Source organism: Faecalibacillus intestinalis, assembly GCF_015097455.1.
GTDB classification, from domain to species: Bacteria; Bacillota_I; Bacilli_A; order Erysipelotrichales; family Coprobacillaceae; genus Faecalibacillus; species Faecalibacillus intestinalis.
On record NZ_AP024085.1, the window covers coordinates 2,481,568 to 2,502,222 of the forward strand.

Annotated in this window: 19 protein-coding genes; 5 read left to right on the forward strand and 14 right to left on the reverse strand. The window is 28.2% G+C overall.

Annotation, left to right across the window (positions count from 1 at the left end; genetic code table 11):
* Positions 1–3: 3 nt before the first annotated feature.
* Entirely contained in the window at positions 4–1,488 is a 1,485-nt protein-coding gene (thrC, locus tag Fi14EGH31_RS13220) for a threonine synthase (RefSeq protein WP_022002685.1), read from the reverse strand.
* Between the two features lie 288 nt (positions 1,489–1,776).
* Between thrC and Fi14EGH31_RS13225 the strand changes: the two genes are divergently transcribed.
* Complete coding sequence (locus Fi14EGH31_RS13225) at positions 1,777–2,931, forward strand: homoserine dehydrogenase (protein ID WP_200764917.1); 1,155 nt, start codon at positions 1,777–1,779, stop codon at positions 2,929–2,931.
* A gap of 13 nt (positions 2,932–2,944) precedes the next feature.
* The gene (locus tag Fi14EGH31_RS13230) at positions 2,945–3,982 is read left to right on the forward strand and encodes an aspartate-semialdehyde dehydrogenase (protein ID WP_107030051.1); all 1,038 of its coding nucleotides are present in this window, start codon (positions 2,945–2,947) and stop codon (positions 3,980–3,982) included.
* Between the two features lie 29 nt (positions 3,983–4,011).
* Here Fi14EGH31_RS13230 and Fi14EGH31_RS13235 read toward each other — a convergent pair whose 3' ends face one another.
* Positions 4,012–4,569, reverse strand: a complete 558-nt coding sequence (locus Fi14EGH31_RS13235) for a sugar O-acetyltransferase (protein ID WP_117813593.1) — start codon at positions 4,567–4,569, stop codon at positions 4,012–4,014.
* Between the two features lie 558 nt (positions 4,570–5,127).
* On the opposite strand from Fi14EGH31_RS13235, the gene Fi14EGH31_RS13240 reads away from it, so the two are divergent.
* Genes Fi14EGH31_RS13240 through Fi14EGH31_RS13250 form a run of 3 tightly spaced genes read left to right on the forward strand, consistent with a single transcriptional unit; the run spans position 5,128 to position 7,001 of the window.
* Positions 5,128–5,499: a GntR family transcriptional regulator gene (locus Fi14EGH31_RS13240; protein WP_022002689.1), complete on the forward strand. Its 372-nt coding sequence runs from the start codon at positions 5,128–5,130 to the stop codon at positions 5,497–5,499.
* A 1-nt stretch (position 5,500) separates the two neighbouring features.
* Positions 5,501–6,337 (forward strand): ABC transporter ATP-binding protein, encoded by an 837-nt coding sequence (locus Fi14EGH31_RS13245; protein WP_022002690.1) that lies wholly within the window; start codon positions 5,501–5,503, stop codon positions 6,335–6,337.
* A gap of 1 nt (position 6,338) precedes the next feature.
* Positions 6,339–7,001 (forward strand): ABC-2 transporter permease, encoded by a 663-nt coding sequence (locus tag Fi14EGH31_RS13250; RefSeq protein WP_200764918.1) that lies wholly within the window; start codon positions 6,339–6,341, stop codon positions 6,999–7,001.
* Between the two features lie 38 nt (positions 7,002–7,039).
* Here the strand turns inward: Fi14EGH31_RS13250 and Fi14EGH31_RS13255 are convergent, their stop codons facing one another.
* The 12 genes from Fi14EGH31_RS13255 to phoU all read right to left on the reverse strand — a co-directional run bounded on the left by Fi14EGH31_RS13255 (position 7,040) and on the right by phoU (position 20,655).
* Entirely contained in the window at positions 7,040–7,720 is a 681-nt protein-coding gene (locus Fi14EGH31_RS13255) for a fructose-6-phosphate aldolase (RefSeq protein WP_200764919.1), read from the reverse strand.
* An 11-nt stretch (positions 7,721–7,731) separates the two neighbouring features.
* Positions 7,732–8,658, reverse strand: a complete 927-nt coding sequence (locus Fi14EGH31_RS13260; RefSeq protein ID WP_200764920.1) for a glycyl-radical enzyme activating protein — start codon at positions 8,656–8,658, stop codon at positions 7,732–7,734.
* Entirely contained in the window at positions 8,621–10,954 is a 2,334-nt protein-coding gene (locus Fi14EGH31_RS13265) for a glycyl radical protein (protein WP_200764921.1), read from the reverse strand. The genes Fi14EGH31_RS13260 and Fi14EGH31_RS13265 overlap by 38 nt, the downstream gene beginning before the upstream one ends.
* Before the next feature lie 120 nt (positions 10,955–11,074).
* Entirely contained in the window at positions 11,075–11,464 is a 390-nt protein-coding gene (locus Fi14EGH31_RS13270; protein ID WP_200764922.1) for an IS1096 element passenger TnpR family protein, read from the reverse strand.
* A gap of 10 nt (positions 11,465–11,474) precedes the next feature.
* Positions 11,475–12,239 carry a DeoR/GlpR family DNA-binding transcription regulator gene (locus Fi14EGH31_RS13275; RefSeq protein ID WP_117792781.1) on the reverse strand — a complete coding sequence of 255 codons (765 nt, stop codon included), beginning with the start codon at positions 12,237–12,239 and terminating at the stop codon, positions 11,475–11,477.
* 171 nt (positions 12,240–12,410) lie between these two features.
* Complete coding sequence (locus Fi14EGH31_RS13280; RefSeq protein WP_117792783.1) at positions 12,411–14,102, reverse strand: sensor histidine kinase; 1,692 nt, start codon at positions 14,100–14,102, stop codon at positions 12,411–12,413.
* A gap of 1 nt (position 14,103) precedes the next feature.
* Positions 14,104–14,784, reverse strand: coding sequence for a response regulator transcription factor (locus Fi14EGH31_RS13285; RefSeq protein WP_117792785.1), 681 nt, complete (start codon positions 14,782–14,784; stop codon positions 14,104–14,106).
* A gap of 115 nt (positions 14,785–14,899) precedes the next feature.
* Positions 14,900–16,063: a hypothetical protein gene (locus tag Fi14EGH31_RS13290; RefSeq protein WP_117480770.1), complete on the reverse strand. Its 1,164-nt coding sequence runs from the start codon at positions 16,061–16,063 to the stop codon at positions 14,900–14,902.
* Positions 16,060–16,752 (reverse strand): LytR/AlgR family response regulator transcription factor, encoded by a 693-nt coding sequence (locus Fi14EGH31_RS13295; RefSeq protein ID WP_022001998.1) that lies wholly within the window; start codon positions 16,750–16,752, stop codon positions 16,060–16,062. The genes Fi14EGH31_RS13290 and Fi14EGH31_RS13295 overlap by 4 nt, the downstream gene beginning before the upstream one ends.
* Before the next feature lie 52 nt (positions 16,753–16,804).
* The gene (locus Fi14EGH31_RS13300) at positions 16,805–17,515 is read right to left on the reverse strand and encodes a hypothetical protein (RefSeq protein WP_200764923.1); all 711 of its coding nucleotides are present in this window, start codon (positions 17,513–17,515) and stop codon (positions 16,805–16,807) included.
* A 9-nt stretch (positions 17,516–17,524) separates the two neighbouring features.
* Positions 17,525–19,372: a penicillin-binding transpeptidase domain-containing protein gene (locus Fi14EGH31_RS13305; protein ID WP_200764924.1), complete on the reverse strand. Its 1,848-nt coding sequence runs from the start codon at positions 19,370–19,372 to the stop codon at positions 17,525–17,527.
* Between the two features lie 623 nt (positions 19,373–19,995).
* Complete coding sequence (phoU, locus tag Fi14EGH31_RS13310; RefSeq protein ID WP_032090841.1) at positions 19,996–20,655, reverse strand: phosphate signaling complex protein PhoU; 660 nt, start codon at positions 20,653–20,655, stop codon at positions 19,996–19,998.

The window sequence follows — 20,655 nt, forward strand, 5'->3', positions numbered from 1 at the left end:
TCTTTAAAGTCCTTCCATTTCTGATTTAATAAAATTAATAATTTCTGTTTTATCAATATGTGTTTTATGTAGCACTTCTCTATCCTTAATTCCAACTAATGGTTTAGGTACTGCTACACCTGTTTTTTCATTTAATTTTTCAATTGCATCATAAACATCTAATTCTTCATTGAATAATGCTTTATAAACAGATTCAGGGAATTTATATGGTGAAGCTGTTGAAAGTAAGATTGTTTTAGTTTGATCTCCAGTTTCCTTTTGATATTGTTTTAATACACCATAACCACATGCTGTATGTGTATCTAAAACATAACCATTATCTTCATAACAATCTTTAATTGTTTTTAAAACTTCTTCTTCATTTAAATATCCTGCTTTAAATTGATCTTGAATACGTGCAAATGTTTCATCATCAACTTCATAAATACCATCTGCTTTTAATTTTTCCATGTATTCTTTAACCTTATCACCATCTTTTCCAGACATATACCATACAAGTCTTTCTAAGTTACTTGATACTAAAATATCCATTGCCGGTGCATTTGTTTTAAAGAATTCCCTATTAGCATCATATTTACCTGTTGTAAAGAAATCAGTTAAAATATTATTCTTATTAGATGCGGTAATAAATTTATTAACAGGAAGACCCATATTTTTCGCAAACCATCCTGCCAAACAGTTTCCAAAGTTTCCACTAGGCACACAGAAGTTTACTTGATCACCCATTTCAATTTCTTTATTTCTTACAAGTTCAAAATAACTATGGAAATAATATACGATTTGTGGAATCAAACGTCCTACATTAATCGAGTTAGCTGAAGATAAGAAAACATGATGTTGATCACTTACTTCTTTTAACATTTTATCTCCAAACGCTACTTTTACAGCACTTTGAGCATCATCAAAGTTACCATGAATTCCAACAACTTTAACATTTTTTCCTTCTTGAGAAACCATTTGTTGTTGTTGAATCGCACTTACTCCATCTAATGGATAAAATACTTTAATACATGTTCCTTCAACATCTTTAAATCCTTCTAAAGCAGCTTTACCAGTATCACCACTTGTTGCTGCTAAAATCATGACTTCACGATCTTCTTTTAATTGTTTTAAAGATAAAGTCATTAAATGTGGTAATAAAGATAATGCCATATCTTTAAAAGCAGCTGTTTGTCCATGGAATAATTCAGCTACATAAACATCTCCTGCTTTTTTTACAGGAACAACAATTTCTGGAAATAAACCTTTTCCATATGCATTTAAACATGCTTGATGGATAAGTTCTTTACCATCTTCAGGAACAAAAGTTGAAATCACCTCTGTTGCTAAATCTACATAATTTAATTGAACTAATTTATTTAAATCTAATTTTTGAAAATCAAAATTAGGCACTAACAATCCCCCATCATCACCAATTCCTTGTACAATTGCTTGATAGAAATTGATTTGATCTTGATGATTACGCGTACTTACATATGTCTTATTCATCGCTATATCCTCCAATAATTGAATTTATTATATTGAATATTGTATACAAAGTCAACAATCCAAGATTTTATTATTAATATAATATAAGGAAAGAAACTATGAGAAAAAATTGACTACTGTATACAATCATGCTATTATATCAAAAAAGTAAAGAAAGCGAGGCTTAACTATGATAACCATTAAAACTATTATTGATGCATTTAAAAAATAAAGCTCAAGAATAATGGTTTGTTTATGTTAAGTTTTCAATAGACCATTTGGTCTATTTTTATTATAAGGGGGACTATCATGAAAATAGGTGTTATTGGACTTGGTACTGTAGGATATGGGGTCATTGAAATTCTTACAAATGAAAAAACACGTTTAGAAAAAGTAATGAAACAAGAAATTGTTGTTAAATACGGGTGTGGTCTTGAAGAAGTAGACTTACCTAAGGAAATTATCTATACAAAAGATTATCATGATGTTATTAATGATGAGGAAATTGATGTCGTGGTTGAACTTATTGGGGGAACAACAATTGCGAAAAACATTATCTTAGAAGCATTAAATAACAAAAAACATGTAGTTACAGCTAATAAAGCTTTATTAGCTCATTATGGAAAAGAAATTTTCCAAACTGCTAAAGCAAATGATGTACATATTTTCTATGAAGCTTCTGTAGGGGGAGGTATTCCTGTTCTAGCAAGTCAAAAAGAAAGTTTGATTGCAAATAACACTAAAGAAATTGTTGGTATTTTAAATGGAACAACAAACTTTATTTTAACTTTAATGGAAAATGAAAATCTTGATTTTGATGAAGCCTTATCAATTGCAGATGGTTTAGGATATGTTGAAGCTAATCCTGCTTTAGACTTAGATGGAATTGATGCTGCTCATAAAATTTGTATCTTAGCACAAAATGGTTATCAAAAATTTGTTGATTTTGATCAAATTCAAGCAAGTGGTATTCGTAATGTGACAAAGCTTGATATGGACTATGCTAAAAAATTAGGTTATCGTTTTAAAATGATTGCTCAAGCAAAACCTGTTAAAGATGGTTTAGGAATTGATGTTTCCGCAACACTTGTTAATTTAAATGAACTTGTTGCTAATGTTATGGATTCTTACAACGTTGTTGAAATCGATAACGATTATGTTAATAACATCATCTATTATGGTCGTGGTGCTGGACGTTATGTCACTGCTTCAGCTGTTGTCAGTGATATCATGAAAACACACCAAGTAGAAAGATGGTCACATGATTATGAAGATTGTAAACATGTTTACCCTATTTCTTCTTCACGCTATTATGTAAGAGCATCTAAACCTGTAGATATTCCTTATGAAACATACTATAGTGAAAAAGATGATCATATTTATATAACAGAAGAAATTGAATTAGCTGATTTAAAAAATAAATTAAATGATGAAAATGCTGTTATTTTCAAAGTAAGAGGATAAGGAGATTATAAAAATGAAAAAATTTAAAATTGCTATTGTAGGTGCTACTGGTGCCGTTGGTCGTGAAATGTTAAGATGTGTTTTCCAATTTAACTTTCCTTTTGAAAGTATTAAATTATTAGCTTCTGCAAGAAGTGCTGGAAAAGAAATCGAATTTGAAGGACATAAATTTGTTGTTGAAGAATTAACTGAAAACAGTTTTGAAGGTGTTGAAGTTGCTTTCTGGTCTGCTGGTGGAAGTATTTCAGAAAAATATATGAAATATGCCGTAGAAGCTGGATGTGTCAATATTGATAATACTTCACATTTTAGAATGGATCCTAATGTTCCTTTAGTTGTACCTGAAGTAAATGGTGAAGCATTAGTAAATCATCATGGAATTATTTCTTGTCCAAACTGTACAACAATTATGATGTGTAGTGCATTAACAAGATTAAATGATGAATTTGATATTGAAAGAATCGTTGTTTCTACTTACCAAGCTGTATCTGGTGCTGGTGTTGCTGGTATGGAAGAGCTTTATCGTCAAAGCCAAGAAGTTTTAGATGGTAAAGAACCTGTTGCTAAAACATTACCTTGTGCTGGAGATAAAAAACATTTTCCAATTGCTTTCAACTGTATTCCTCAAGTTGATAAATTTGATTTATCAAATGGATATAGTAAAGAAGAAATGAAAATGGTTAATGAAACTAAAAAAATCTTCAATAAAGATATTGAAGTCAATGCGACTTGTGTACGTGTTCCTGTTTTACGTGGACATAGTGAATCAATCTATATTGAAACTAAAAAAACAATCGATATGGATAAAGTCTTTGAATTATTAGGAAATAGTACAGGTATCGATTTATGTGATGATTTAGCTAACCAAGTATATCCAATGCCAACAAGCTTTATTGGTGATGAATTAACTCACGTTGGACGCGTTAGAAAAGATTTATATAAAGATAACGCTTTAAGTTTATGGATTACAGGTGACCAATTAATGAAAGGTGCTGCTTATAACTCTGTAGACATCGGATTAAAAATGATTGAATTAGGTTTATTAAAATAAAAGGCAATGACCTCCAATGGAGGTCATTTTTATTGTTCAATTGTTTTAATGACTTTTGCTGGAACACCTGCAATCAGGCTATTGTCTGGCATATTTTTAGTCACCACTGCTCCTGCTGCAATCACACACCCCGCACCAATGGTAACTCCTGGCATCACAGAAACATTGGCCCCAAACCAACAATTATTCCCTACTTTAATTGGTAAAGCTTTTTCTAGTCCTTGATTTCTTCTTGTATAATTCAATGGATGATTCGCTGTATAAAACCCACAAGAAGGACCAATAAAAACATGATCACCTATTTCAATGGATGCCCCATCCATAAAATAGTTATTAATGTTCACAAAAACATTCTTTCCTAATTTTATATTTTTTCCATAATCTGCTGTAAAAGGACTTAACAAAACAAGATTTTCTGGAAAATATCCTAAAATCTTTTCAATTATATCATTTCTTTTTTCACCACTTGGTTTTAGTTGATTTAATTCAAAGCATAAATCCTGACAAACTAATCTTTGATCTATGAGTTCTTGATCATTATTCGCATCATACCATAAACCTGCTTCCATCTTTTCTTTTTCAGTCATATTCAACACTCCTTTTTCAACTATTATTATCTTTTAAATAAAATATTTCAACAAAAAATATAAAATTTACCACATGCTTTTCATCGTCAGGAACAAATGCTTTTTCCATATCATATTTTTGAGACAACTTGTTATAACATTCTTTACAAATTTGTGGTGCTACAATAGCTTCTCTAATTTCACTAGGAATTTCCCAACGCCCAAGTACAACTTGATCTTCCTTTTTTCAATTTTTTTCAGACAATTTCCATAATAATCTTCATAAAGATACTCTATAGTTTCATATTTATTCCTATCATATCTACATGAACTATCAAGGCATGCATTAATAATTTTCTTGCAAGTATTTACGCTTATCTCAGATTTTTAAAACATGGTAACTGCTGTTTCTACAACCTCATTCATTCCATATCCAATAACATGATTACTCATCATCTTCATCTTCCTTCTGCCTTATTTTATCATCGTTCTCTCACTATTTCATTGGCTGGATTGCCCAAACAGTTGACAAACTGTTTTATACTGTTATATACTGTTTATAGATGGAGGAGGACTTATATGCGCATAATTATTAATCACTCATCTATGATTCCAATTTATGAACAAATTGTCGATCAGATAAAGAAACAAATCAATAACCACACTTTAAAAGAAAATGATGCTTTGCCTTCTGTAAGAAGTCTTGCTAAAGAATTACAAATTAGTGCTCTTACTGTAAAAAAAGCCTATGATTTTTTAGAAAACGGAGGTCTTACTAAAACAATTCATGGTAAAGGAACTTTTATTCTTGCTGTTAATGAAGAAACACTTCTAGAAGAAGCACGAAAAGAGATAGAAGATTATTTAGAAAAAGCCATTCAAAAAGGAAAACAAGCTGGTGTGAGTTATGAAGAAATTAAAGAAATGCTAGAACTATTAATGGAGGAGTAATATGTTAAAAGTTAATCATATTCAAAAAACTTATTCACATTTTCATTTAGATTGTTCATTAGAAATAAAACCCGGTTCCATTACTGGAATAATAGGAAAAAATGGTTCAGGAAAAACTACACTTTTTAAAGCCATTTTAAATCTCATTCATATCGATTCTGGTGATATTACACTTTTAGATAAAGATTATAAAGATGTTGATAAAAATAAAATTGGTTGTACACTAGCTAATATTTCTTTATGTGAATATCTTAAATTGAAAGATTTAATAAATCTTTTAAATAACACCTATAAAGATTTTGATTTAGATTACTTTCTACAAAAATGTAAACAATATCAATTTCCTTTAGATAAAAAAATCAATGAATTCTCTACCGGTATGAAAGCAAAACTCAATGTTTTAATTGCCTTATCACATCATGCCTCATTTCTTATTCTCGACGAACCAACAAATGGTTTAGATGTTCTTGCTCGAGAAGAAATCATTGACTTAATTCGAGAATTTATGGAAGAAGATGAAAACCGTTCAGTTTTAATTAGTTCTCATATTTCTTCTGATTTAGAAGGTCTATGTGATGATATTTATATGATTGATGATGGCAAATTTATATTCCATGAAACAACGGATTGTTTATTAGATCAATATGGTTTGTTAAAATTAACAGAAGAACAATTTAATCAAGTAGATCATAATTACTTTATAAAGACGAGAAAAGAAAATTATGGTTATACTGCTTTAACAAATCAAAAACAATTCTATCAAGAAAACTATCCAGAAATTATTATTGAAAAGAATAATTTTGATACTTTATTTTCTATGATGTTAAGGGGTGAATAAAATGAAGGGACTATTTATTAAAGATTTTTCATATATCAAAGAAAGCAAATTACTCTTTCTCTTTCTTGTTTTATTTGGTTTTGGCTCTTCTTATTTCTATAAGAAACCCACCTTTGTTTTAGGTTATTTCAGTGTATTTCCAGGTATCATTTTAATGAGTACAATTAGTTATGATAGTATCAATCATGGCTTTACATCTTTATTTACTTTGCCTATAAAAAAAGAAGATTATCTTAAACAAAAATATAGCTTAGGTATTTTATTAGGATTACTTTTTCTATTCTTAGCGATTTGTATTTCAAGTATAGGTTACTATCGTATTCAACAATCATTTCATTTTCTAAATAGTGATTTTCTACAAGGTTGCCTACTAACACTTATGTTTTCTTATTTTGTGATTGCGATCATAACTCCTGTAGGAGTCTACTTTGAAGCACAAAGAAGTCAACTTGCAATGATCATTGTTTTTGGTGGTATCTTCTTATTTGTAGCTCTAATTTATTTTCTAACAAAATTCATTGGTTTTGATTTAGAAACAATTATTGATTCACTTATAGAAAATCATTTATCTATGGTAACACTTGCAACTGTTATATTCACATTCATCTGTAATATAATTTCTTATCACATTAGTTTAAAACTTTTAAACAAAAAAGAATATTAAAAAATGCTCCGTTCAAATGAACTTGAGCATTTCTTTTATTATAAATCACAAATTCCTTTACCTTCTCCATAAACATCATACCAATCACTATTGAAATCATTTACCGCTTTTTCAATACTTGGATTCGCAAAGATTTGTTTTAAGACTTCTACTGGCGCTGTGATTGCTTGACTTCCATAATTGAAGGCATCTCTTACTTGTTGTACCCCTTTAAAGCTTGCTGCTAATATCTTACAATCATAACCATCTTGTACGATTCTATTAGATAATTCATTGATCAGTTCCATTGGATCATTTCCTAGGTTCCCTATTCTATTGACATAAGGTGCAATATAGTATGCTCCTGCTGCCAAGGCCATATAGGCTTGCATCAAATCATAAACAGCTGTCGCTGTTACATTTATTCCTTCTGCCTTTAATTGTTTAATAGCTTTGACTCCTTCATAAGAAACAGGCACTTTGATATAAACTTGATCATCAATTTCTTCAATAATACGATGGGCTTCTTTAACGATTTCATCACATTCCTTAGAAATCACTTGAATATGAAGACTTCTTTCTTTTCCAATGATTTTTCTTACTTCTTTCATATGTTGAAAGAAGTCTTTTGGACTTGTTTTCTTTACGATTGAAGGATTACTTGTTACTCCTACAATTGGCATATATTCTACTGCTTCTTTTATATCTTCTAAGTTTACTGTATCAATTATAAATTCCATTTTCTTTTCTCCTATTCTTTTATTAAGTTTTTTATTCCTGCTTGTAAAGCAACATCATAAAAATGTTGCATTTGTTGCTTGGTAAACATTTGATATGATTCTAATCCGTATTTTAAATTCACAAGTTCATATTTAGCTGAAGCTAAAGGATTATAATTCAGCATCTCATATTTTACTTCTGGATTTATTTGAATTAAAAATTGGACAATTTGTTTAATATTTTCATCCGTTGCACTCATTGTTGGAATCAGTGGTGTTCTAATGATCACTTTATCTTTATATTCACTTTGTAAAACATACCGAATATTTTCTTTAATAAGTTGTGGTGATACATTTGTACAGGCTTGATGTTTTTGCTCATCAAATATTTTTAAATCTATATAAACTAAATCTAAATAAGGCAATGCCTTTTTTATAAGTTCTAATGATGTATAAAATGATGTTTCAATAGCTGTATGAATCTTTTCTTTCTGACATCTTTTTAAAATTTCAATAAGAAATTCACCTTGCATAAAGGGTTCTCCACCGGAAAATGTAACACCTCCTCCATGTTGAAAGAAAACTTCATCCTCTTTAATTTTATTCATTAATTTATCTAAAGTATACTCTTGACTATCATATTGAATAGCACCACTAGGACATGTTTTAATAACTTGATCAAAGTCTTGATGATTTTGAAAATATGGTCGATCGTTTTGATAATTAATTTGTTCTTTGAATTGTTGACAACATCTACAATGAATACATTTATTTTTAAAATAGATGACTTGTCTTTGAGTGTTTAATCCTTCTGGATTTTGACACCATAGACAACGAAGTGGACACCCCTTAAAAAAAATTGTTGTTCTTAAACCACTGCCATCATGTATTGCAAATCTTTTAATATCAAAAACCAATGCTTTAGATATTTTCATAAGTTGTTCTTTCAATAATTTCATCTTGTAGCTTGCCAGCAAGTTCAACAAAGTATGCTGTATAACCAGCAACACGAATTGTCAACGATTGATGATTTTCAGGATGAACTTTAGCATCAAGCAAATCTTCTTTTCTAACGACATTAAATTGTACATGAGGTATTTTTAGATACACAAAAGCACGTAAGAAATTTTCAAATTTCAAACAGCCTGTTTCTGTTTTAAAAAATTCTGGTAAGAATTTCATATTTAAAAGGCCACCATTCGTCGTACATGAATTATTAAGTTTTGAAACAGATTTTAAAACAGCTGTTGGTCCTTGTAGATCTCTACCATAGACAGGTGACATACCTCCATCAGCAAGTGGTTTTAAAGCATTTCTACCATCTGGTGATGCTCCTACATTTTCACCCATTGGAACATGTGCAGAAACAGTATACATCCCTGTATGATAAGGGCCTCCTCTATAATTTGTATAACGTTTCATCTTTTCTCTAAAGTAACATGCCCATTGATTTCCAAGCTCATCGACCCACTTTACATCGTTTCCATATTTAGGCACTTTATTTAAAAGCATTGTTTGCATGATTTCATAGCCTTTAAAATCTTCTTGTAAAGCATTTAATAAATCATGTTGACTTATCATTTTATCATCATAAACAAGTTGTTTAATAGCTGCTAGAGAATCTGCAAGATTGGCTACTTGAATCATTTGAATACCTGATAGATTATATTTAGCTCCACCTTTAGTAACATCTAATCCTTTTTCTAAACAATCATCAATAACAGTAGATAGAAAAGCTGTTGGTAAATAATCTTGATGTGCTTTTTCTACAATCTTTTCTGCAGCCATCATTTTATCAATAAAATAATCAATTTGTTTTTGAAAAGCATTTTCTAAATCTTGATAAGTTTTATATGTTTCTAAACTTCCTAAATCTAATCCTATTTGTTGCTTTGTTAGTAAACATTTTCCATGATTCAAAGTAAGTTCTAATACTTTATTTAAATTAAACATGGCTGCATCAGACCATCCTAAATTGTTGCCATGTGTTGTCAGTTCAACACATCCAACAATAGCATAATTACGTGCATCTTTTTCTTCAATTCCTAAATCTTCAATCATTGGTTGAATAATAGCTTCATCATTGAAAAATTGTGGCATTCCACTACCAAGTGAAACAACTTTGATAGCAGCTTGCATTAATTCATGGCTAGAATTTTTATTAAGTCTTACAGATAAATTAGGTTGTGGTAATCCTAAATGCTCTTGTGCTTTTAAACAAAGTAAAGAAAGATCATTATATGTATCATTTCCCTTTTCATCCACGCCTCCTATCGCAATATTAAATCCTATTGGAAATCCAGCAAAATATTTAGCACTATTTTGATTTCTTAAATAAACAACTTGATTAAATTTCAACCACAAACATTCTAATATTTCTAAAGCTTCTTGTTTAGTAAGACTACCTTTTTCTATATCTCTTTGATAATAAGGATAAAGATATTGATCCATTCTCCCTGGTGAAAAAGAAGAAGCATTGGATTCCATATGTAATATCACAAATAAAAACCATAAAGATTGCACCGCTTCATGAAAAGTTTCTGGAGGTCTTTTAGAAAGATTCGTACAAATCTTTCCCACTTCTTTTAATGATTCGATTTTTTCCCTTTCAATCAAATCATGATATCTTTGCATAAAATGAACTGCTCCTTCTAATACAAGAATCGTACATTCATAAAATTCTTTTTGTTCATCTTTACAATTCTTTAATTTTTCTTTTGCTTTTTCCATTAAACCTTGAGGACCAAGTTTTAACCATAAAGCACTATCAGGACAAATATGACCTTGAGCATGATCTTTTTGATTAATTTTTACTACTTTACTTATTTCATTAATTTCTATTCCATAAGTTCCTTTAATTGCATCTTCTAAAGATTTTCCTTTCCAATAAGGATAAATCTTTTCTCTAAATTCTTTAATATCTTCTTCTTTTACTAAAAACTGATCTTGTGGTCTTGTTGGTAACGTTTCAAATTCTTGATTGATCCACGAACAACCACTTTCAGGAAAAACCACCCCGTAACGTACACCCTTTGTACGATTTCCAACAATCAACTCTTCATCTTCAACAGAAATCTCTAATTTCTCTAATGCTGCTTTTAAAGAAAGAGCTCTTTTTTTAGGAATAGATAATTTCTCATTTTCTTGATAAACACGTGTAATGATTCGTGCTTGTTCAATAGAAGCATAACGTTTACTGCTCAACATCTTTTCTTTTAAATCAGAAATTCTTTTTGTTTGATATAAACAATTCATAACACGCCTCCTTTTATTGTTTTTTCTTATTACAAGGCTATTATAAATCTAAAAATAATAAATTTCAATAATCGTTTTATTGTTTTATAATAAAAACTCAATCATTTAGATTGAGCTTTATCAATATTGTTTAACTTTTCCTTTTGAACCAATAACATGCGGTTTAAAATAATTTTCTACTGATACGATTTTAACAACATCGATTGTAAACATCCAATCATCTCCAAAATCATAATGCAAAGAAATTTTTTGTTTTTCGTATAACTCCATAGTATCAATGACTATATTAATTTCTGGATAATCTGTGTCTCTGTCTATTGTATAAGCATTGTTACTATATGGCCGATTATCCATGCAAAATTCATAAAAATGATTATGATCAAAATTAAATGCATCAAGAATTATTGTGCATAAATCAGTAAGTGTATCATTTCCACAAATTTCAATCTTCCTCCAAGCAACTCTTGATTTTTTTGCAGGGTATACTTTTAATAAATATTGTTTTTCCATACTATCTTTCCTAAATAATTTCTAATCCATACTCCATTATTTTTTCCTTAAAAGGACTTCCTAACTCTTGTTCACCAATATATCCGGTAAATTCACTTAAATGCCCAAAAACATAATTCCCATCCAAATTGAACTTTTCATTTTCTGCCACAAGATAACATTTTTTACTTGCATCCATGACTTCTTTTTTTGTAAGTCCATCTTCAACATCATACGTTGTTACCTTATCATCATGAATATTCATGCCTACTGTTCCAATAAAAGCAAGATCAAAACGATAATTGTGAATTTGTTCAATTGTCAATGCACCAATAAAGCCATCTTTAGCACGATTAAAATATCCTCCAATAAAAATAAGATTTACATGATGATCACCTTGTCTAAATAATTGCATAATATCAATCATATTAGTAACAATAGTGAGTGGTATATTTTTTTGATAAATACATTTAGCAAGTTCTAAATTCACGGTAGAAATTCCTAAAAATATCACTGTATTTTCTTCTATTAATTCAACTGCTTTTTTAGCAATAATTTTCTTTTGAGTTAAGCGCACACTCATACGTTCATCTACATGATAAGCATGAAGATTCTTTCTTACTTGCATAGCCCCGCCATGAATACGTTTTAAAAGTCCTTCTTTTTCTAAAGCTGTTAAATCTTTACGAATACAATCCTCTGTGACTTCAAAATCAACAGCTAATTCTTTAACTTTTACTTTTCCATCAGTATTTAATCTTGCAAGTATTTGTTCATGTCTTTCTTGTTGAAGCATCTTTATCAACCTCTCTTTAAAGTCATTTTATCATATTCAAAATATCTTGAAAATGAATACCTCTTATCCTCAACTTGATAAAATACGCAAAAATACATTTTTTTACTTGATAAAATATGTAAAATTACATATTTTATCAAGTTAGATACTTTTTCATAAAAAAAATAAGGACTACAATGAGTCCTTAATGATTGGTAAAACAACCTTAAATGTTGTTCCTTTACCTAATTCACTTTCTAAATGAATTGTTCCTTTATAATATTGAACAATGTGTTTTACAATTGCAAGTCCAAGACCTGTACCACCTGTTTCCTTATCACGCCCTGCATCACATCTAAAGAAACGTTCAAAGACACGCCCTTGATCAATAAGTGAAATTCCACGACCTGTATCACTTACTTCAATAATGTAGTCTTGATCAACAAGATAAGAGTGAATATTTAAATTTCCTTTTTGTTTATTATATTTAACAGCATTATTAATAAGGTTGTTCATCAATTGTTGGACATGTTGATGATTTGCTAGATAAGTTTGTGGTGTTAAATCACATATAACTTTAATTTCTCTTTTTTCTATTTCTACTTTTAATGATTCTAAAATATCATCAACAATTGGTTGGAGATGAACAGGATGTTTAATGACCTCAATATCTTTGTTTTCAAGTCTTGAAATCATTAAAATATCACCTATCAATTGTGACATATGATCAACTTCTTTTTGTATTTTATCAAGAGATTGTTTTCTTACTTTAGGATCATTAATCATTCCTGCTTGTAATAATTCACTATAACCTCTAATGGATGTCATAGGTGTTTTAAGTTCATGGGAAACATTTGAGAAAAATTCTTGTCTCATTTTTGTAGCATTAACAGATTCAGTAACATTTACAAAGAGCAAAGTCACTCCATATTCTACTTTAGCAAGATGGCAATCATAAACTTCTTCATCTTTTTTTAGAGTAACGATTTTAGGTTCTACACCGATATTTTCTAATTGATCTATAATTTGATGATCGAAGATAAAATCTTGGATAGGTTGATTCACTTCCATTTTATCACTAAAAAGTTGTTTAGCTTTTTTATTGACCATAAGTATTTCATAATTTGTATCTAATAAAATGAACCCTTCATTCATTTTATCAAGAATACTATTTATTTTTAATCTTTCATTTTTCAAAGTTTTTAGCGTTTTTCTTATTGTATCTGCTTGTTCTTTAAGTTTTGTCGCAATAACATTAAATTCTTCATATTGATAATGATCAAAACTTAAATAACGATTATCATTAATTTTAGAAACCTCTTCACTAATTTCTTCTAATGGTTTAGTAAGTGTTCTAGAAAAACGATAAGAAAGAGCTAAAGCAACACATAATGATAAAGCAGCACTAATAAATAATGGTTCTAAAAGTGGTCCTATATTATCAAAGATACCATTATAAGGAATCGCAATACGAACAACATAACCACGATGATAATAAGCTACATACATCATATTCTTTTTAACAGTTGAAGAATAACGTGTCGCATAACCAAACTGATCACTTAAAGCTTCTTTAAATTCACTACGTCCACTATGATTTTCTTGAATCCCCTCTTTATCACTATCCGCTAAAACATTTCCTTCTTTATCAATAATTGTAAGTCGAGTATCTTTTGTATAAGCCAAATCATTAAGTTTCTCTACTTGATTATCTAAAGGTTTTTGATAATCAATTTGATTTTCTACAAGCTTTACCGTATAGTACATATCTTTTCTTGTTGTTTGCATCATTTGATCAGAAAGAATCACCATTGAAACACTTGAAGAAAATAATAACGTAATAATTAAAACTGTTGCAAAATATTTAAATAGAGCTTTATTCATCTTATTTCACTTCCTCAACATAGCGGTATCCTACACCTCTAATAGTTTTAATATACTTACTTCCATCATCATCCAATTTAGCTCTTAGAGCACGAATATGCACATCTAAAACTCTTGATTCACCAATAAAATCATACCCCCAAATATGATTTAAAATTTCATCTCTTTCTACGACACGTGTATGATTTTCTACCAAATATAAAAGTAGTTGGTACTCTTTATTGGTAAGTTCCATGACTTGTCCATTATGCATCACTGTTCTTGTTTGTTTATCAATTTTTAAAGTTTGACTTTCGATAATTGGCACTGCTTTAGGAGCATGTCTTCTAAGCAAAGAACGTACTCTAGCTTGTAACTCTAAAACACCAAATGGTTTGGTCATATAATCATCACTACCACTATCTAAACCATTGACTTTATCAATTTCTCGGTCCTTCGCACTTAAAATCAAAATAGGTAATTCTTGATCAGTTTCACGTATCTTTTTGATAGCATCAATTCCTGAAATGCCAGGTAACATTAAATCAAAAACAGCTAGATCCACTTGATCATTTTCCATACTTTTTAAAGCATCTAAAGCATTAGAAAATTGTTTAACATTATACCCTGCACTTGTTAAAGCTAAATCTATAATTTCTCTAATATTTTCATCATCTTCTACTACATATATACATTCTTTCATTATTTCCACATCCTTTACATTATCTTAACATAGCAAAGGGGAGATTATGTTAAGTTTAGGTTAAAAGTTGATTAGAAATAAAAGAACTTATACCATGCTGTATAAGTCCTTTTTATTATTTATCAAAAATTCTTCTTAGATGTGCATAATCATCAAAGTAATCAATGTTGGTATCATCATTTATTTTATCAAAATTACTTTCTACGAATAAATCTAATTCAATATATGTTCCATATTCAATTAATTTTATTTCTAAATATGTTTTATCTGATTGCTCAAAGAAATTGGAGATAATAGTTATTATTTCTGTACAATTATTTACATCTTTAAAAAAGGAATCATTTCCTATATTGATCAATGATTTTACTTTGGCATTATATTTAGATTTTATGAGAAAAATATAATCATTTAACAAAGTATCAAATATATAATTATTCGTCATAATATTTATTTTATTATCTAATAAATCATAAAATTGTTCTATTTGATGTTTAGCATCATCATATTTTTTATCATCTATGTTATTTTCTATCAAAATTAATCCATATCTTAAACTATGTTGTATTTTTAAAATATTATCATGAAGATAATGTACTAAAGATTGATTTTTTTCTACATATTCTAATTCTTGATTCTTTAACATATATTCTGTTTTTTCATTATAAAGTCGTGTCATATGTAAAAACAAAATACAAACTACAAAAAATAAAACTGTTAACAAAAGTAAAACTAAATAGATATCATCTATAATTAGATGCATATGACCTATATCATTCAACAAAATAAAATATATTCCAAAAATCAACATCATAGTAATTGTTAATAAATATTTATTTTTTTCAATAATTGTATTTTTTATTTTAGATTTGAAATAATTTAATACCACAATAAGTGCAAAGAAAAGAATTCTTGCTAAAAAAATGATAGGTATTCTATACAGCTTTATAATATTTCCTATATTATAATTTGTTATTACTTTAAAGAAAAATAAAACTATAGTTGAAGTAAAAACAGATATCCATTGAGAAAATATACAAGGAATAAAATTATAAAATTTAATTTCTTTTTTCATAACAGAAACAATTATAAAGTTAATAATTGTTATTGCATATGCCATTTCATTGCCAAACAAATCATAAGTTTGCATAAATTCCATAACTAAGAAACTAATTACTGATGAAATCAAACAATATCTATTTTTTTGTTCAACATCACAAAAAATACAAATTAATAAAGCTACCAATAACACTTCTAAATAATCTAAAAATAAATACATCATTTTAATAAATACTCCTTATACGATGCAAGTACATCTTGTTGATACTTCTTTCCAATCTTTAAAGTAACTCCATTTCTCAATAATAACTTTTCTTTATAAATTTCTTTGACCCAAAATAAATTAACTGCATATGATTTATGAATTCTAACAATATTAGTAGAATTTATAAGAGACATCATTTTATTAAAAGTGCTCGAATATTTATAAAAATTAGAGGATGTATGAATCGTAATTTCATGTAAAAACGATTCTAAATAAATGATATCTGATAATTGAATAGCTGTTTTTTTACCATTAAAATCAAAAGTAATAATTTTATGATTCTTATTAATATATTTTTGAATTAGAGTACATGCGATTTTCATATCTCTATCAAAATTATCTTTTCTAATAAAGTAAAAAGGTTGTACAATTAATGAATCAAAAATCATATCATTCATTGCTGAAACAAATATAATGATTGCATTAGAATTATTTTCTCTAATTTCTTCAGCAATTTTTATGCCATTTTTTTCTTTTAAATCAATATCTAAAAAGAAAATATCCCCTTTTTCAAAATACTGAGCTTCAAAATTACTCGTTATACATTCTATCGAATAATCAAGAAAGATATCTTTAAAATTATCATAAACAATATCTTTTATCTTTTTTACAAAAACTTGATCATCATCTACTATCTTTATTAACATTCATATTTCACTTCTTTCTAAATAAAGTTACGAAAAGAAGTATACCATATTATTATTTTTTATACTTATCTTTAATTTCTTTAACATAATGTATTTGATCATTGAATTCTACCATCTCATTAATACAATCATTCAATTCATTTTCTTTTTCTAAATGTTCTAAACAAATAATTCTATAATATAGCCTCATAACATATCCTATGTCTTTTTGTTGACTTGTAACCTTCTTTGATAATTCAAGAGCTTCTTCATATTCTTCATTTAAAATGAGATACATAATTTTAAAAAGTGGGTTTTTAACTTTATTATCCAATTGAAGATCATATAATTTTAAATATTCATCTTTTTTATTCAAATTATAATAATACTGTAATTTTATAGTATACCAATGTTTATTTTGCTTTTCATCAAAAATTCTTTTACTATTTTGTTCTACAAAGTTTTGATATTCTTCTTTATAATTAGAAATTTCTAAAAGAAAAATATATATTGTTATTAAACTGTCATTAATAGACTTATTATGAATTTTATCGATTGCTTCTTTTACTGTAGATAAATTCTTTTCAATATACTTATTTGACAACAATAATTTTGGAATATTCAATATATAAATATGCACTACAATACCAAACAAAACGATTAAAATCAAAGAATAGATTAATACCCTTTCTAAATGATTAATATTCATAATAACAATCAAAAAAGCCAATAAATAATAAACTAGTATAATGAATCGATAACTTAAAACTATCTTATTCTTCATAGTTTTTACCTACTTAGAAAGATATAAATCTAAAGATGTTTTTGTATGTTCAACAACATAACCACTGCCACCTCTATCTTTAACATCTTCAACCATTGTTGTTATTAAAAGAGGTTGTTTACTATCTGTCGTCATTACTGTAAACCAACCAAGTTCTGTTCCTGTGGTATCACTTTGGCTTTGTTTGATTTCTGCTGTTCCTGTTTTTCCTTGAACGATATGGGGTTGATAGATTGAACCATTATTTACAAAAGCACTATAGATACTTGCAAGTTGTAAAGGATTCATCAGAATTTGTCCTTGTCCATAACCACTATCTGCAATTAATTGATCACTTACTTTTTGATTTTTATTGATATACTGACTTCTATTTAAAGTAAGTTCAAAAGGAATCTTTTCACCAATCTTTAAGTTTTTATAATATTTAAATAAATTATCTTTTCCAGTATTCAAAGCACTTCTAGCAAAATAAACATTATCTGAATACGTGATCGCATTCTTTAAATTATTAGGTGAAGGAGCATGTAATGTTGTTACATAATAGCTTCCCCAGCTTGAATCTTTTTGCCATTTATCTTTAGCCCCTAAATCTTTATCTGGATCAATTGTCTTTGTTTCTAAACCAATAGCTGCTGTAATCGGCTTCATTGTTGATCCAGGTGTATAGGTTTGTTTATAACGACTCATCATTGGTTGATTACTATCATTATTTAAAGCGTTCCATTTATCCGTTGAAAGTCCTAAGACAAAATCATTATTTGAATAAGATGGCGTTGAAACAAGCGCTAAAACTTCTCCTGTTTGTGGATTTAAAGCAACAGAAGCACTTTTATCATTTTGATATTCATTATAAAGACTTTGTTGTAAATTGATATCGATTGTTAGTCGAATATCTTTTCCATCTTTCGCTTCTTTTTGGGCAACTGTTTTAATGATATTGTTATTTTCATCAACAATGACAATTTTTCCACCTACTTCTCCACGTAACTGCTTTTCATAAGTGGCTTCAATCCCACTTCTTCCAATTACTGAACTACTTGTGTATCCTTCACTTTTATGTTTTTTTAAATCTTCTGAATTAACATTTTGGACATATCCAATGATATGAGATGTTATTTTATCATAAGGATAAACACGCGTAGAAATCGTATTGATTTTAACACCTTTAATATTTAAAATTCCTTGTTGAATCAATTGATTTTTTACTTGTTCTGATACATTTTTAATAGGTACAAAAGAATCATCTTTGATCCAAGATGCACTCATTTTCTTTTGAATGGTTTCAACATCCGTTTCTAAATACTTAGCTATTTGTGCATAATCATTTTCACCATTTAATTTTCCTCTTACAAGACCAAATGAATAAGCATTTCCTTGTTTAGCTAAATATTTTCCATTTCTATCTAAAATATACCCTCTATAAGGTTGTGTCGTAATCACTTTTACTTTGTTCTTATCAGAAAATTCATCAAAAATAAGTTGCTTATTAAATTTAATTTGTTCATTTTTAATTTCAATCTTATTTTTATATTTAACTTTTCCAGCTACAGTATCCATCGATATTTGATATTGAACCATATTATCTTTTTCATCTATTACTTTTACCCGTATATTACTTGGATTTATTACATCATAGATTTCTTTATGCTTTTCAATAAAATATTTTTGTGTAGGAGTATAGACTGTCTTTTGATCTAGCATTTGATACATTTGTTTATAATCTTTCTTTTTTAAAAGTTCAAAATATTCTGTAACAACTTGTTCATTACTTTTTCCATGATTAAAAACAAAAAATACCACTGTCATAAGCAGTACACAAACTATTGACCCAATTATAATATTTCTTTTCTTGTTCATATGGTAATCCTCCCTAATTAATACAATTATATATGATGATTAGCATTAATGATATATTTATTGCACAAGATGTTCTTTATTTGCATGAAAAGCTTTTTTAAACTGTCATTTTGTGATATTGACTTAGAAATTATCATAAATTATAATATAAATGAAAAAAGGAATAGTCATAAACGACTAGCCTTGGATTTTCTTGAGAAAAATAACTACCTCAATGTTCGCCAAAACTTTTCGAGGTAGTTATTTTTTTGCATTATTTTCTATTATATATAGAAGTAATTTAATAACAATACTTATTATCGACATCATTAATGTTAGTGTACCTAACATAATCATGATAGCTTCATAAGCTGTCATTTCCATCACCTCCGCTTTTCATATTTCCCTAGGGATATCTATGTAAACGAAGAATACGCCCTTCGATCTAAACGACCAAGGATAACTACCTGCCGTGTATAACTATTCGGAAAAATTATATCATAGTCACTCTTTTTTAACTACTATTTTCGATAGTTATTTGAAATAAAAGCACACCAATAATAACACATGATAAACTTAATATATTTAAATAAATTAAATGTATTTACATATTTGAACAACTAAAAAACCTCTCTAAAAGAGGTCTAAATTAATCGCGTATTGTTAAGTTTTCCTGTTTGGTTGAACTCAATCCATTCACAGATATTAACAACATGATCCCCAATTCTTTCAAAATACTTTGCAATCATTAAAAAATTGATTGTTAAATCACCTTTATCATTTGATTCTTTAATCATTTGAATAATATCTTCTTTAACTTGATCAAACAATTCATCCATTTTAATATCCATCTTCTTTACTTCTAAAGCATGTTTTAAATCATGTTGATGAAAAGCATCTAAAGCTTCTTTAACCATTTTAGTTGCAATTTTTGCCATATCTTGAATATGACCAATCATTAAGAAACTATCCATTTCTTTCATTTCTAAAATCAATTCCGCAATATCTGCACTTTGATCTCCAATTCTTTCTAAATCTGTAACTACTTTTAAAGCAGTTGAAACATCTCTTAAATCAGAGGCCACAGGTTGTTGTTTTAAAATCAAAGATAAGCATTTTGCTTCAATCGATCTTTCCACATCATTAATTTGTTTATCTCCATGAATAATATCTCGAGCAAGTTCATAGTCTTGTTCCTTAAATGCTGTAACACAGTTTTCAATAGCTAAAACAACAAGATGACACATTCTATCTAAATCAACGTGCATCTTATTAAGCTCTTGATCAAATTGACTTCTTGGCAT

What these genes read in the sequence shown, in the direction of transcription:
- thrC (WP_022002685.1), bottom strand. Translation starts at nt 1,488, where the DNA reads ATGAATAAGACATATGTAAGTACGCGTAATCATCAAGATCAAATCAAT.
- Fi14EGH31_RS13225 (WP_200764917.1), top strand. Translation starts at nt 1,777, where the DNA reads ATGAAAATAGGTGTTATTGGACTTGGTACTGTAGGATATGGGGTCATT.
- Fi14EGH31_RS13230 (WP_107030051.1), top strand. Translation starts at nt 2,945, where the DNA reads ATGAAAAAATTTAAAATTGCTATTGTAGGTGCTACTGGTGCCGTTGGT.
- Fi14EGH31_RS13235 (WP_117813593.1), bottom strand. Translation starts at nt 4,569, where the DNA reads ATGACTGAAAAAGAAAAGATGGAAGCAGGTTTATGGTATGATGCGAAT.
- Fi14EGH31_RS13240 (WP_022002689.1), top strand. Translation starts at nt 5,128, where the DNA reads ATGCGCATAATTATTAATCACTCATCTATGATTCCAATTTATGAACAA.
- Fi14EGH31_RS13245 (WP_022002690.1), top strand. Translation starts at nt 5,501, where the DNA reads ATGTTAAAAGTTAATCATATTCAAAAAACTTATTCACATTTTCATTTA.
- Fi14EGH31_RS13250 (WP_200764918.1), top strand. Translation starts at nt 6,339, where the DNA reads ATGAAGGGACTATTTATTAAAGATTTTTCATATATCAAAGAAAGCAAA.
- Fi14EGH31_RS13255 (WP_200764919.1), bottom strand. Translation starts at nt 7,720, where the DNA reads ATGGAATTTATAATTGATACAGTAAACTTAGAAGATATAAAAGAAGCA.
- Fi14EGH31_RS13260 (WP_200764920.1), bottom strand. Translation starts at nt 8,658, where the DNA reads ATGAAATTATTGAAAGAACAACTTATGAAAATATCTAAAGCATTGGTT.
- Fi14EGH31_RS13265 (WP_200764921.1), bottom strand. Translation starts at nt 10,954, where the DNA reads ATGAATTGTTTATATCAAACAAAAAGAATTTCTGATTTAAAAGAAAAG.
- Fi14EGH31_RS13270 (WP_200764922.1), bottom strand. Translation starts at nt 11,464, where the DNA reads ATGGAAAAACAATATTTATTAAAAGTATACCCTGCAAAAAAATCAAGA.
- Fi14EGH31_RS13275 (WP_117792781.1), bottom strand. Translation starts at nt 12,239, where the DNA reads ATGCTTCAACAAGAAAGACATGAACAAATACTTGCAAGATTAAATACT.
- Fi14EGH31_RS13280 (WP_117792783.1), bottom strand. Translation starts at nt 14,102, where the DNA reads ATGAATAAAGCTCTATTTAAATATTTTGCAACAGTTTTAATTATTACG.
- Fi14EGH31_RS13285 (WP_117792785.1), bottom strand. Translation starts at nt 14,784, where the DNA reads ATGAAAGAATGTATATATGTAGTAGAAGATGATGAAAATATTAGAGAA.
- Fi14EGH31_RS13290 (WP_117480770.1), bottom strand. Translation starts at nt 16,063, where the DNA reads ATGATGTATTTATTTTTAGATTATTTAGAAGTGTTATTGGTAGCTTTA.
- Fi14EGH31_RS13295 (WP_022001998.1), bottom strand. Translation starts at nt 16,752, where the DNA reads ATGTTAATAAAGATAGTAGATGATGATCAAGTTTTTGTAAAAAAGATA.
- Fi14EGH31_RS13300 (WP_200764923.1), bottom strand. Translation starts at nt 17,515, where the DNA reads ATGAAGAATAAGATAGTTTTAAGTTATCGATTCATTATACTAGTTTAT.
- Fi14EGH31_RS13305 (WP_200764924.1), bottom strand. Translation starts at nt 19,372, where the DNA reads ATGAACAAGAAAAGAAATATTATAATTGGGTCAATAGTTTGTGTACTG.
- phoU (WP_032090841.1), bottom strand. Translation starts at nt 20,655, where the DNA reads ATGCCAAGAAGTCAATTTGATCAAGAGCTTAATAAGATGCACGTTGAT.